The 12,426-nt window shown below is 63.4% G+C and carries 12 protein-coding genes; 2 read left to right on the top strand and 10 right to left on the bottom strand.

Annotation, left to right across the window (positions count from 1 at the left end; all coding sequences use genetic code 11):
• Positions 1–104: 104 nt before the first annotated feature.
• The 10 genes from POF53_RS25400 to POF53_RS25355 form a co-directional block, all read right to left on the bottom strand.
• Entirely contained in the window at positions 105–2,300 is a 2,196-nt protein-coding gene (locus POF53_RS25400; protein WP_498969973.1) for an LTA synthase family protein, read from the bottom strand.
• A 129-nt stretch (positions 2,301–2,429) separates the two neighbouring features.
• Positions 2,430–3,710: a fibril amyloid transporter FapF gene (gene fapF / locus POF53_RS25395; RefSeq protein WP_203646387.1), complete on the bottom strand. Its 1,281-nt coding sequence runs from the start codon at positions 3,708–3,710 to the stop codon at positions 2,430–2,432.
• 46 nt (positions 3,711–3,756) lie between these two features.
• Positions 3,757–4,494 (bottom strand): fibril amyloid subunit FapE, encoded by a 738-nt coding sequence (gene fapE / locus POF53_RS25390; RefSeq protein ID WP_203646389.1) that lies wholly within the window; start codon positions 4,492–4,494, stop codon positions 3,757–3,759.
• Positions 4,495–4,527: 33 nt separating this feature from the next.
• The gene (gene fapD, locus POF53_RS25385; protein WP_203646390.1) at positions 4,528–5,208 is read right to left on the bottom strand and encodes a fibril amyloid maturation endopeptidase FapD; all 681 of its coding nucleotides are present in this window, start codon (positions 5,206–5,208) and stop codon (positions 4,528–4,530) included.
• Positions 5,209–5,271: 63 nt separating this feature from the next.
• Positions 5,272–6,582 (bottom strand): amyloid-like fimbrin subunit FapC, encoded by a 1,311-nt coding sequence (fapC, locus tag POF53_RS25380; RefSeq protein ID WP_232856976.1) that lies wholly within the window; start codon positions 6,580–6,582, stop codon positions 5,272–5,274.
• A gap of 52 nt (positions 6,583–6,634) precedes the next feature.
• Positions 6,635–7,207, bottom strand: coding sequence for a fibril amyloid subunit FapB (gene fapB / locus POF53_RS25375; RefSeq protein WP_232856977.1), 573 nt, complete (start codon positions 7,205–7,207; stop codon positions 6,635–6,637).
• Between the two features lies 1 nt (position 7,208).
• Entirely contained in the window at positions 7,209–7,652 is a 444-nt protein-coding gene (gene fapA / locus POF53_RS25370) for a functional amyloid chaperone FapA (RefSeq protein WP_203646393.1), read from the bottom strand.
• Positions 7,653–7,950: 298 nt separating this feature from the next.
• Positions 7,951–8,502, bottom strand: coding sequence for an AAA family ATPase (locus POF53_RS25365; RefSeq protein WP_234561500.1), 552 nt, complete (start codon positions 8,500–8,502; stop codon positions 7,951–7,953).
• The gene (gene pnuC / locus POF53_RS25360) at positions 8,499–9,065 is read right to left on the bottom strand and encodes a nicotinamide riboside transporter PnuC (RefSeq protein ID WP_203646398.1); all 567 of its coding nucleotides are present in this window, start codon (positions 9,063–9,065) and stop codon (positions 8,499–8,501) included. The genes POF53_RS25365 and pnuC overlap by 4 nt, the downstream gene beginning before the upstream one ends.
• Before the next feature lie 125 nt (positions 9,066–9,190).
• Complete coding sequence (locus POF53_RS25355; RefSeq protein WP_203646400.1) at positions 9,191–10,825, bottom strand: methyl-accepting chemotaxis protein; 1,635 nt, start codon at positions 10,823–10,825, stop codon at positions 9,191–9,193.
• A 300-nt stretch (positions 10,826–11,125) separates the two neighbouring features.
• Between POF53_RS25355 and POF53_RS25350 the strand changes: the two genes are divergently transcribed.
• Both POF53_RS25350 and POF53_RS25345 read left to right on the top strand, forming a co-directional pair.
• Entirely contained in the window at positions 11,126–11,956 is an 831-nt protein-coding gene (locus POF53_RS25350; protein WP_203646402.1) for an undecaprenyl-diphosphate phosphatase, read from the top strand.
• Position 11,957: 1 nt separating this feature from the next.
• Positions 11,958–12,374 carry a DUF1294 domain-containing protein gene (locus tag POF53_RS25345; RefSeq protein WP_498969968.1) on the top strand — a complete coding sequence of 139 codons (417 nt, stop codon included), beginning with the start codon at positions 11,958–11,960 and terminating at the stop codon, positions 12,372–12,374.
• Positions 12,375–12,426: the final 52 nt, after the last annotated feature.

Raw genomic sequence — 12,426 nt, 5'->3', positions numbered from 1 at the left:
GGGCGCGGTCCTCTGTAGGAGCGGCCTTGTGCCGCGAAAGGGTCGCAAAGCGACCCCGGCAATAAATGCAAAATCCTTGAAGGGATGACCGTTACAACCATCCCTCAACTCGACTGGGCAAGATGCCCATCCGCCAGTTCCTCCACCGTCTCCGGCTCATCCGGCAGTGCAGTGATCACGCTGAAGTCACTGACCTCCACCTCGCCACCGCCATACCCCAGCAGGTGGAAGGAAAACGCCTTGCGGACGGTAGGGTTGTCGAAGTCGAACTCCATTTCCAGCGGTTCGTCGGCCGTCACCCGCATCTCTTCAGGCAGCCCGAGCTGCACGTCCTGCTCCAGTTCCTTGGCCTTGAGGCGGATGTACGCCGCATGCCGGGGATCCAGCGCCCGTACCTTCAAGCGTACGCGGGTGCGGGAGCCCTCAGGCATTTCCAGGTACTGCGCGCCGATCAGGTTGTCCGCCCAGTCATCTTTGATGCGCTCGGCCAGGGCGATGGGCGAGGGCCCACCGAACTGGTAGCGCAGGTTGAGCGGGGTCTGCAGCAGCGACTGGTCGAGGCTGGCGGCCAGCAGGTTGAGTTGTGGGCCTAGGCTGTCGTCGCCACGGCCGAGGAATTTGGCCTGGTCGGCAATGAATCCACTGCTGGCATAGCGTCGGCAGCGTTGCTGGAAGTCGCATTCGTTGAGGGTGCCCTGGCCGTCATGGTAGCGCAGCATGCCATTGGTGAAGGAGATCATCTCGCGGCCGCTGTCGTAATCGCGGTACAGCGAACGTCCGCCCAGGGCTGCCGGGATCGGCAGGGCGAAGTAGTCAAGCAGGGAGGTGCTCAGGTCGATATGGCCGTAGGTGCCCTGCTTGAGCCTGGGCAATTGGGCCTGTTCCGGCGCCAACGTAAGGTTGAAGCCCCAGGCCGAGGCCAGGCGCACGCCATCGATGCCGTGGGATTCGTCCGAGGTGACGATCACCAGGGTATCTTCCAGCACGCCTTGTTTCTCGAGGCTGTCGAGGAAGCCGCCCAAGGCATCGTCGAGGTAGGCCACCGCGGCCTGCTTTGGCGTATCGAAGCGTTGCAGGTAGGCGTCAGGCGCCGAATAGGGCTGGTGGGTGCCAACCGTGAGCAGGGTGAGCATCCACGGCTGAGGTTGCTTGCGCAGCTCACCGACGTAGTCGAGCGCGCCTTCGAAGAAGGCGCGGTCGTCCTTGCCCCAGGGGAACTCCAGGTAGTTGTCGTTGGCGAACCACTCCAGGCCATGCACCGAGTCGAAACCGATGTGCGGCATGATCCGGTCCTTGGCCATGAAGCGCAGGCCGGCGCCCTGCAGATAATGGGTGGCGAAACCGGCCTCGCGCAACTGGGCCGGCAGGCAGGCCTGGTTGCGTTGCTGCTGGGTCAGCAGCTCGACGCCCTTGGGCGTGCCGTTGGCCAGCTTGTCGTAGTCGCCGCAGAGCATCGCGTAGAGACCGCGAATGGTCTGGTGGGTGTGCAGCACATAGTCGGGGGTGTTCATGCCGCGCTCGGCCCACTGGCTGAGCCGCGGCATCAGGTCCTGCTCGAAGCGACTGCCCAGTGCCTCGCGGTTGGGGCGCAGGTAGGCGCCGGGGATGCCCTCGACGGTGATGATCAGCAGGTTGCGCGCCTTGCCTGGCGCATCCAGCAGTTTGACGCCATTGAGGTCGGACTGGGTCAGGCCGGCGCTGGACAGCGCCGTAACCGTTGGCGCCTGGCCCATGCCACTCAGGGCCTGGTGCTGGAGTTTGCCCACCGCCGCCGACAGCGCCTGGTGGGTGAGACCGTACTGGCGCCATTGGTCGGCATCGGAGGGGGCCAGCTGCTGGCCGCCCCAGTGCAGGCCGAACAGCACCACGGGCACGGCCCAGAGGCGTCGTGGCAATGGCGCGCCGACAGGTGAGCGCCATACGCTCGCCAGCCAGCCGCCAAGGCCGGCGGCCAACAGGGCGGGCAGCCAGGGATGGGCCAGGGCGCCGGCGGTGGAGTTCTCCATGAACTGCGGGTCGACCAGATAGGCCAGGTCGTCGACCGTGGGCAGCCGGCCGACGGCACTGACCAGCTCGGCGGAGGCCACCCACAGGCCGCCCCAGGCCAGCAGCAGCGGCAGGGCCAGCCACCAGGCGCGACGCTGCCCGAGCAGCAACAGCAGGCTGCCGATGGCCAGGTCGGACAGGTAGCCGAAGGGGTTGGACCAGCCCAGCAGGGCACGCGCGGTCAGCGGAATCACCAGCACCAGGATTGCCAGCGTGGCAAGGCGGGCGCGAGGGTGACCGAGCAGGTTGTTCACGAAACTTTCCTTAATGCCATTAAATCGTCACAAAACTGTGCGCGATGATAACAGGCCGATGCCGGGAAAGTCGGTCGCTACAAAACCGGTAACCAAATCCCGGGCCCTGGATCGGGCCCGGCGGAAGGGTCAGAAGTAATAGGGGAATTTCAGGCTGAACGAGAAGTCCGGCGAGTCCTCGGTAAGGCCGATGGACAGGTTGGGCACGATGGTCAGGTTGTCGGTGGCGGCGAAGGTCAGGCCGATGTTGAAGTTGGCGGCGTTGTAGTCGCTGTTGGTGATCGACTGCCAGTCGCCGCCGTCCGGCTTGATCTTGCTCTTGCTGGCGAACTGGTCGGTGACCGAGAACGACATGCTCATGCGTTCGTTGAGGGCAAAGGCGATACCGCCGCCGATCTGCCAGGAGTCGCCCAGTTTCACGTCCCCCTTGACCTTGCTGTTGACCTGGGGGCTGATGTCGCTGAACGAGTCTTGCATGTTGTAGGTGTAGGACAGGCTGGCGAACAGCACGGCAGGGTCGAAGGTCTTGACCAGCGAGATGCCCGGCGTGATCGCCCAGACGCCGTTGCCGGTCGGCAGGCTCTCGGGCACCGACAGATTGTTGTTGGTCGGGTCCTCGACCAGCTTGATGCCATAGGGATCCTTGCCGGTGGGGGCCTTGACGCGCAGGGTGAACACCGCGTCGGGCCAGTTCTCCGATTCGTCGAGGAACTTGTAGGCCACGCCAACGTTGACGTCGCCGATGGCCGGGTCGCGGGTGACCGACGCATCGGAGGTGACCGGGCCGGCACCGCCGGCACCGCCGGAGGAATAGGTCGATTCGCGATAAACGATGGGTACGTTTATATCGAACTGCCAGCGTTGATCCATGTTGTAGCGGGCGGTCAGGTCCAGGGTCCAGTTGTCGGCCTTGATCCGGTCCAGGTTGATGTTGCCGAGGAAGATCGAGTCCAGGGCGAGGAAACCGTTGAGCGTCAGGGCGCGGGTATCGTAGTGGGTGTAGGTGATGCCGGTCTCGACGCTGAACTTGCCGCCACCGAAGAAGCCACTGGCCTCGTCATACAGGTTGGAAACGCTTTGCGCGGGTTCCGAATCGTCCTTGAGCGACTGGCCGTAGGAGCTGCCAGTGCTGCCCGGTGCGCCGGATGCCACGGTCTGTGCGCCTTTGGCCGGTGACGAGGGGGATTTGGTCAGGCGCTTGGGCGGCGGGGCTGCCGGGGTTTCCTCGACCTGGCGCACACGCTGCTCAAGCACCATCAGGGCATTCTGCTGGGCTTCGTAGCGTTGCTTCAGTTCGCGTAATTCCTGCTTCAGTGCCTCGACCTGAGGGTCCGGAGCCGCGTTAAGCATTGTCGCAGGGGCCAATGTACTCAAACAGATTACAGCTCTGAACGTCAACGATCGTTGCATGGGTTAGCCGTCCCTTCTGACTACATACGATGAGACTGAGCGTAGATCAGTATCCGAGGGCGCGAAGACCTTTGAGCTGGTCAAGATTGCCGTTCAGCGCGGCGGCAGGGACATTGTCGCGCAACACGACGTTGAGCGAAGTGAGGTTGCTGACCTGGTTGCCGCTGCCGAGCAGCGTGGCGTTCTGCATAAGCCCGCCCTGGGCGATCTGCTGCAGGGTGCTGCCCTGGTTGTTGCTGGCCACGACGTTCATTTGCACGCCGGTACCGCTCGCGGAGACGCTCAGGGAGCCTGCGGCATTGCTGCCGACCAATGTCGAGCCCGCAGCCAGCACCTGGCCTTGCTGTGGCGCCTCGGGGGCCTGGTTGGCCTTGGTGACGTTGATGTCGACGTTGTTGTTGGCCATGTTGTTGTCACCGGCCGCGCGCACCACCTGGGTGACGCCGACGGTGGTGTCCAGGCCACCGCCACCGGTGACGGTGCCGGTGCCCTTGGAACTGGACGAACCACTGCCTTTCTCGTCGATCATGGACACGTAGAACTGCGGCTTGATGGTCGACTGCTGCACCTGCATCGAGGTCTTCGCGCCGATGACATCGCCATTGGCGTTCTGCCAGGTGCTGCTCATGACCACGCCGAAGCTGACTATCCGCCCCGGCAGCACATAGCGACCGCGCAGGTTGGCCAACTCCTGATCCTTCAGTTCAATGGGTTTGAACGTCTCTGCCTGGATGGGCAGGGCGGTGGCCAGGCAGATCAGGGTAAGCCAGGCTGGAGTCTTCATGGGATGCTCCCGACGCGTCGCGCTCGATTATCATTAGAAGAAGTCGCTGCGGATGAAGCCGAAGTCCATCAGTTCGGCATCCTTGACCGGGGTGAAGGAATTGATGCGGTCCTTGGCGCTCAGCGGCAGGGGCGGGTCGAGCAAGGCGTTGGTCTTGTCGTAGCCCTGGCCGATCACGGCGAAGATGATGCCGTTCCAGCCCTTGAGGAAATCTTCGACCTTGTAGCGTTTGTGGCCGAGCACCGGGTCGCCGATGTAGACCCAGCCTTTGTCGACCCGTTGCAGGACCACGAAGTGCTTGTAGCCACGGATGTCCATCAGCACCACCACGGGAATGCGCACGCTGGTCAGGGTGTCGGCGGCGACCCGGTAGCCGCGGGCACGCATGCCGAGGCTTTCCACATAGCGCTTCATGTCGAGCATCGAGAAGCCCTGGACCTTGACCAGGTCCTGGTCGGCGTGGGCCAGCATGCCCTCGATGATCGTGTGTTCGTCCACGTCCAGCCAGTAGGCCTGGCGCAGGATGGTTGCCAGCGCTGCGGCGCCGCAACTGAAATCGGTCTTCTGTTGCACCAGGTCGGCGAATTTGCGCTCGCGGATGCTCTGGATGGGCTTGTAGATCACCGCGCCCCCCGGCAAAACCGAAAGCGGCATCTGCGCCGCTTCGCTGTAACTGGCCATGCACAGCAAAAACGCCAAGGCGATCATACGCATGGTCTTGTCCCCCGATCCTGTTGAGGAAAAGGCCCCCCGAAGGGGGCCTCAAGGTCACAGCTGTCAGAACGAGGTGTTGGAGATGGCCAGCGAGTTGCTCTGCTGGTTGCCCACACCGGCTGCCACGTTGACACCGAGGTTGCCGCTGCCGCCATTCACCGAGCCACTCAGGGTGGCGGTGTTGGTCACAGGGTTAGCCCAGCCGGTAGGCGTCAGCACCTGGAAGGACACGGTGTTGCTCAGGTCGTACGAGCTGGACTCGCTGTAGCTCTTCGAGCCGGATTTGGCGTACTCGGAGGCTTTGCTACCCGATTTTTCGAACGAAGAGTCGTAGGCCTTCTCGAACGAAGAGTCGTAGGACTTCTCGAACGAAGAGCTGGAAGACTTGTCGCGCGACTTGTCATACGAGGCGTCGATCGAGGCGCTCAGCGACGCATCGAACGAATCGGTGCGGCTGCGCTCGTGGCGGCCGAAGTCCTGGGTGTGGGTCACGCTGCCACTTGCCGAGGCATCCAGCGAAGCGTTCAGAGAACCACTGGCCGAGGAGCTCGACTCATGGCTACGCGAACCACTGGCGTCCGAGCTCTTCGAGCCACTGGCGCTCCAGCTGTTGGCACCGGCGGCCTCCCAGCTCGACGAGGAGCTGCCTTCCTTGCTGAAGCTGGAGTCCTTGTCGTACGAGGCGCTGCCACTTTTCGTGGTGGTGAAGGTCAGCGTATCGACCCGGAAGGTGCGGTCGGCGTTGTTGTTCACGACCAGGCCTGGGCCGTTCTGGTCGGCGGAGGCGGTGGCGGTGGCATTACCCAGTGGCGCATTGGAGTTGGCAATGGCCATGGTGTTTTTCTGTTGGTTCAGGTCGCCACCGGCAATGTTGATGCCCATGTTGCCGCTGCCGTTGTTGCCCGAGCCGCTCATGATGCCGGAGTTGGTGACGCCGTAGTTGTTGACCTTGTTGTTGTTGCTGTACTGACGCACATCGGCGGTGGCCGAGGCGGAGCCGAACACGAAGGTGTTATCCAGGCTCGAGTCAGCACCGGCGTTGGCGATGGCGGCGGCGTTGTCTTGCTGGTTGCCGGCGCCGGCGGCCACGTTGACACCGACGTTGCCGCTGGTGCCGGAAGCCGAGCTGCTCATTTCGGCTTCGTTCACGGTGCCTTCATTGCTGATGCGGTTGTTGGTGCTGCTTTGCTTGTCCCAGGCATTGGCGGTTGCATACACCGGGATCTTGGTAGGAGGAGGGGTGTGATGACCGTTGTTGTGATGACCATTGTGATGGTCGTTGCCACGCCGATCATTCTGCCCAGCTTGTACAGCCACAGCCATGATCGCAGCAATTGCGAAAACCAGAGGCTTGAGTGCCATCGAGGGTTTCATGGTGGTTCTCCGTACTTTATTTTAGGTTAAGTGTTGTTGTTACCTGTTTGGGTCAATCCGCGACCCGGATGCTCAGGGTGTTGGCCGTTCGGTTTCCCACCCCGGCACTCTGATTCAACTGCACCACGCCACGGCTACCGGTGAATGCCTGGTCGCTGGTGCTGACCTGGCGATGGCCGGGTGTCTGGGCAGTTGGATCCGAGCTGTTGACCAGCGCCACGTTCTGTTGCAGAAGGACGCTGTCGTCGATGCTTTGCGGTTGGGCACTGACGCTGATGCGCAGTGCGTTGGCTTGCTGGTTGCTGGCGCCGGCGCTCTGGTTGACCCCGAGGATGCCGTTGCCATGACTGAAGGCCGTGCCCTGGATACTGGCCTGGGCGTCCAGCGCAGGGTCGACATGGGTGCGCAGGCGCTGGCGGATCTGGGTGCTGGCGTTGGCGTCGTGGCCGATGGCGATGGCTCGGGCGTTGACCTGTTGCTGTTGGTCGCCGGCCGCCTGGTTGACGCCCAGGTTGCCTTGATACTGCGCGCCGGAACTGTCGATGGTGGCATTGTTGATCACGGGGGATTGGGCGAAGGCCGAAGCACTGCACAGCGTGGCCAGGATCAGCAGCGAATGCCTCATGTCATTGGCCTCCGCCGAGCACTTTCAACGCGCCCAGGCCTTGCTGGACGTTGGAGTTGACCATGTTGGCGATGCCGTTGCCGCCCGAGCCCGAGCCACGTCCGCCGGCGATGTTGGGCAACTGGGTCTGGTTGCCGATGTTGCTGCCGATGGTGTTGGTCTGCTGGGTGATCAGCGAGTTGATCCCGGCGCCGCTGGTGATGCCGGCGAAGTCGCCGTCGCTCAGCTCACTGGTCTGCCTGAGGATGTGCGCAGACGGGTTGGTGTTGACAGTGACCGGATTGGGGTCGGGCATCATGGGTGCGCGTATCGCGCTGCGCGTCTGCACTTCGCGGGTGATGACGACGATGCCGTTGTCTGCCTGGGCGGGCAGGCTGAAGCTGGATCCCAAAGCGCAACCAAGCAGCAGGAGGTGACAGATCTTGCCTTTTTCTGGTTTCCCCACGATGGCAATTCCTTCTTCGGCGTTTGGGCCAGGGGCCGCGTTGCCAGAAGGAGAGCAGAAGCTGTGCCGGTTTTTGTTATTGCTTGAGAATCAGGAGCTTGTGTGGGAAGCGCTCGTGCGTCAGAGAGTTGGTGTATCAGTGCTGAGACAGATCCCCGGCAAGGAAGGGGGCGAAGCCCGTATTATCGGGCTTCGAAGGGGAGGCGACGGCGGTGTATCAGCGATGTGACACTGCCCCCGAAACTGCGGCAATACGCGCAAATCCGGGGACTAAGGCCAGTCGGTGTGTATCAGCGGTTTAACATTCAGTGGGGAAGGCCGGGCATTTCCCGTCAAGCAAGCGTTGCACCGCGCCCAGCACCGTGACGCTGCGCTGTGGCCAGTCTCCGTCGATGACCTGCACGTTCTGTTGATGGCGTTGCAACCAGGCCAGGCTGTCGTCAAAGAACGCCTGGCGCTCCTCAAGGCGGGGCTGGCAGCGTTGCCCGTCACCGACCCATTCGACGCCCTCAGGGCGCAGCAGCAGGTGCAGGTCGTAATGGCGCGCCGTCAGCGCTTCTTCGATCCAGGCGGGGCAGTCACCGAACAGTGCCCGGCTCCAGAGGATGTTGCTGAGCAGGTGGGTATCGAGAATCAGCAGTGCCGGTGCTTGCTCTCGGCCTTGATCTTCCCAGGCCAGCTGGCCGCGGGCGATGGTGGGGATGTCGGCATAGCAGGTGTCGCGTTGTTCGCGCTCCATGAAATGGCGGACGTACTCGCCGACCAGCACGCCACCGAAATGCGCCTGGATTTCGCCGCTCAACCAGCTCTTGCCGCTGGACTCCGGGCCACACAGCACCAGCACTTTCATACCGTTGCCAGCGCCGGGTCGCGGCGCCACTCCAGCCAGCCGCGCACGGCGATCAGGGTGAACAGGGCGTAGAGCGCGGCGGTGAGGTACAGACCCTTGTACAGGAACAGGCCGACGAAGATCACGTCCACGACTACCCACAACGCCCAGCATTGCAGGCGCTTCTGCGCCATCCACAGCTGCGCCACCAGGCTGAAGCCGGTGAGGGCGGCGTCCAGCCAGGGCTGGGCGGCGTCGGTCCAGTGCGCCATGCCCGCGCCCAGCAGCAAGCTGGCCAGCAGGCCGGCCGCCAGGCCCTTGAGCATCGGCGCAGGGGCCAGGCGGGTCACCTGGCGGGCATCCTCGATACGGTCAGGTCGGGTCCACTGCCACCAGCCGTACAGCTGCAGCACCGCGTAGACCAACTGCAGGAGCATGTCCGAGTACAGCTTCACCTCGTAGAAGATCCAGCTGTACAGCACCACCATCACCAAACCGATCGGCCAGCACCAGGGGTTCTGCTTGACGGTGAGCCAGACGGCGATGACGCCGAGCGCGGCGGCGAAGAGTTCGAGGCCGGACATCGGCGATCCTTGAGCGGGGAAAGGGCGGGATGCTACAAGTTTCGAGCGGCAAGCAGCAAGCTGCAGTGGCGGGGACACTGCTGGGGCGCTCTTTCTTGCCGCTTGCAGCTTGTCGCTTGCCGCCACTAAACCCTGAACTGGCGCAGCAGTTGCTCCAGGTCCTCGCTCAGCCGCGCCAGGGCTACTCCGGCGTCGCTGGACTGGCGCGCGGCCTCGGCGGTCTGTTGCGACAGGTCGGCGGTTTCGGTGACGTTGCGGTTGATCTCCTCGACTACGTGGGACTGCTGCAGGGTGGCGCTGGCGATCGAGGCATTGAGCGCACCGAGGTTGCCCAGCGCCTGGCTGATGGCATCGAGGCTGCTACCGGCCTCGCGAGCCTGCTCGACCGTCTGGCGCGAGGCTTCGCTGCTGGTGTCGATGGCCCGCACTGCGGCCTCGGACTGACCCTGCAGGTGCTCGATCATGGTCTGGATCTCGGCGGTCGACTGAGCGGTGCGCTGCGCCAGCAGACGCACCTCGTCGGCGACCACGGCGAAGCCGCGGCCCTGCTCGCCGGCGCGGGCGGCCTCGATGGCGGCGTTGAGGGCGAGCAGGTTGGTCTGCTCGGCGATCGAGCGGATTACCTCGAGCACGCCACCGATCTTGGTGCTGTGACTGGCCAGTTCACGGATCACCTGCACCGCTTGCTCGATGGTTGCCGAAAGCCGGTCGATCTGCTGCAGGCTGCCGTGGATCGCCTGCTGGCCATGGCCGACCTGGGTCTGGGCGTTGCGCATCTCGCTGGAGGCCTGTTCGGCGTGCTTGGCCACGTCATGCACGGCGTAGGAAACCTCGTTGATCGCGGTGGCCACCTGGTCCATCTGCAGCGATTGCTGAGTACTGCGGGCCTGGGCGGCGCCTGCGTTGTCGCCGACATGGCCGGCCGATTCGGCCAGGTGATGGGCAGCGCCCTGCAACTGGCCGACCACCCCCTGCAGCTTGCCGTTGAAACGGTTGAAGTGTTCGCCCAGAAGGGTGATTTCATCACGGCCATGGGTGTCCAGGCGCCGGGTCAGGTCGCTTTCGCCACTGGCGATGGTGCCCATGGCTTGTACCGCCTCCTGCAGCGGGCGGGCGATGCTGCGGGCGATCAGCATCACCAGCAGGGCCATCAGCAGGGCGATGCCCAGGCCGACCAGCGAGGCGTCGCGCAGTTGGCGGGCGAACTCGGCCTGCACGTCGTCGACGTAAACGCCCGAGCCGATGATCCACCCCCAGGGTTTGAACAGCTGGATGTAGGAGGTTTTCTCCACCGGGTCGCTGGCGCCGGGCTTGGGCCAGCGATAGTCGACCGGCCCCGCACCCTGGCTGCGGGCCAGGGCGACCATCTCGTTGAACACGGCAAAGCCATCCGGGTCGCGGATGGCCGAGAGGTCCTGGCCATCGAGCTTGGGGTTGGCCGGGTGCATGACCATCTTCGGTTGCAGGTCGTTGATCCAGAAGTAGTCGTTCTGGTCGTAGCGCAGCCCGCGCACCACTTGCAGGGCTTGCTGCTGCGCGGCTTCGCGGGTGAGCGTGCCGGCGGCCTCCAGGCCCTGGTAATACGTCAGGATGCCGGCGGCGGTCTGCACCACGTGGCGGGTCTTTTCGGCCTTGGCCTGGTACAGGTCGCCGTGGAGCTGGCGCAGCATCAGCAGGCCCAACACCAGCAGCATGGCCACGGCCACCAGCAGGATCAGCCACAGACGGCGGCTGATCGACATCGACCTCAGGGTCTTCATGATGCGTTACTCCAGTCTTTGTTCTTTTTATCCAGGGCATCCAAGCATGCTTTGCCGCCGGCCCCCACTCGACCAACGGCTAATGAGTCGTTCTTGACATCCTGTGTAGCAGGTAACGCAAGCCTTGAAACACAGGCTCTGCTAGGATTTCGGCCGCGCCAGATGAAACCTTTAGGCTGCTGGGCTTTTCAGCTGGCCTTGGGAGCCACTGTCGCTGTAAAAAGCACGCGCCGCGTGCGGCATCATTGAGTCAATCAAAACAAGCGGCCTGCCACGCGCAGCGTCGCACTTGGGGGAAAGATGGATTTTTGGAGTGCCTTGCAGGCAATCATCTTGGGCGTGGTCGAGGGGCTGACGGAGTTCCTGCCCATTTCGAGTACCGGGCACCAGATCATCGTCGCCGACCTGATCAACTTCGGCGGCGAACGTGCCATGGCGTTCAACATCATCATCCAGCTGGGCGCGATCCTGGCGGTGGTGTGGGAGTTTCGACGCAAGATCTTCGACGTGGTGCTGGGCCTGCCCACACAGGTGCCGGCACGGCGTTTTACCGCCAACCTGCTGATCGCCTTCTTCCCGGCGGTGGTCCTTGGCGTGCTGTTCGCGGACCTGATCCACGAGTATCTGTTCAACCCCATTACCGTGGCCGCCGCACTGGTGGTGGGCGGGGTGATCATGCTGTGGGCCGAGCGTCGCCAGCATCGGGTGGAAGTCGATCATGTCGATGACATGCGTTGGAGCCATGCGCTGAAGATCGGTTTCGTCCAGTGCCTGGCGATGATTCCGGGGACTTCGCGCTCTGGTTCGACCATTATTGGCGGCCTGCTGTTCGGCCTGTCGCGCAAGGCGGCCACCGAGTTCTCGTTCTTCCTGGCCATGCCGACCATGGTCGGCGCGGCGGTGTATTCGGGGTACAAGTACCGTGAGTTGTTCCAGCCGGGCGACCTGCCGGTGTTCGCCCTCGGTTTCGTGGTGTCGTTCATCTTCGCGATGATCGCCGTGCGTGGGTTGCTCAAGTTCATTGCCAACCACAGCTACGCGGTGTTTGCCTGGTACCGGATTGCCTTTGGCCTGCTGATCCTGGCGACCTGGGAGTTCGGTTGGGTCGACTGGTCGACGGCGCACGGTTGACATGGCCCGTATGCAGCGTGCGCCTCGGGGCGAGGAGGGCGTGCGCCATGCACGCCTGAAATGGCTGGTACTGATGGTGCTTTGCCTGTTGCCGGTGGTGGGTGGCCTGCGAATGGGGTTGAGTGATGGGACCTGGCTGCCGCTGGCGATGTATCCGCTGGTGAGCCTGGTCAGCCTGCTGTTGTACTGGCAGGACAAGCAGCAGGCGCGGAACCAGGCTTGGCGCACGCCGGAGAAGGTGCTGCATGCCAGCGAGCTGCTGGGGGGATGGCCGGGGGCGTTGCTGGCGCAGCAGGTGTTTCGGCACAAGACTCGGAAGGTTGCCTATCAGGTGGTGTTCTGGGGGATTGTTTTTGTGCATCAGGTGTTTTGGGTTGATTATCTGTTCTTGGCGGGGCGTTGGGGGTTTGTGATCTGAGGATTGTTGTTAGGTGGTTTTGAAAGTTGTAGGCGCATTCATTTGTGATGTA

Source organism: Mitsuaria sp. RG, from assembly GCF_028369275.1.
Lineage (GTDB): Bacteria > Pseudomonadota > Gammaproteobacteria > Pseudomonadales > Pseudomonadaceae > Aquipseudomonas > Aquipseudomonas peradeniyensis.
This window is presented reverse-complemented; position numbering and strand designations above follow the sequence as displayed.

What these genes read in the sequence shown, in the direction of transcription:
- fapF (WP_203646387.1), bottom strand. Translation starts at nt 3,710, where the DNA reads ATGCAACGATCGTTGACGTTCAGAGCTGTAATCTGTTTGAGTACATTG.
- fapE (WP_203646389.1), bottom strand. Translation starts at nt 4,494, where the DNA reads ATGAAGACTCCAGCCTGGCTTACCCTGATCTGCCTGGCCACCGCCCTG.
- fapD (WP_203646390.1), bottom strand. Translation starts at nt 5,208, where the DNA reads ATGCGTATGATCGCCTTGGCGTTTTTGCTGTGCATGGCCAGTTACAGC.
- fapC (WP_232856976.1), bottom strand. Translation starts at nt 6,582, where the DNA reads ATGAAACCCTCGATGGCACTCAAGCCTCTGGTTTTCGCAATTGCTGCG.
- fapB (WP_232856977.1), bottom strand. Translation starts at nt 7,207, where the DNA reads ATGAGGCATTCGCTGCTGATCCTGGCCACGCTGTGCAGTGCTTCGGCC.
- POF53_RS25365 (WP_234561500.1), bottom strand. Translation starts at nt 8,502, where the DNA reads ATGAAAGTGCTGGTGCTGTGTGGCCCGGAGTCCAGCGGCAAGAGCTGG.
- pnuC (WP_203646398.1), bottom strand. Translation starts at nt 9,065, where the DNA reads ATGTCCGGCCTCGAACTCTTCGCCGCCGCGCTCGGCGTCATCGCCGTC.
- POF53_RS25355 (WP_203646400.1), bottom strand. Translation starts at nt 10,825, where the DNA reads ATGAAGACCCTGAGGTCGATGTCGATCAGCCGCCGTCTGTGGCTGATC.
- POF53_RS25350 (WP_203646402.1), top strand. Translation starts at nt 11,126, where the DNA reads ATGGATTTTTGGAGTGCCTTGCAGGCAATCATCTTGGGCGTGGTCGAG.
- POF53_RS25345 (WP_498969968.1), top strand. Translation starts at nt 11,958, where the DNA reads ATGGCCCGTATGCAGCGTGCGCCTCGGGGCGAGGAGGGCGTGCGCCAT.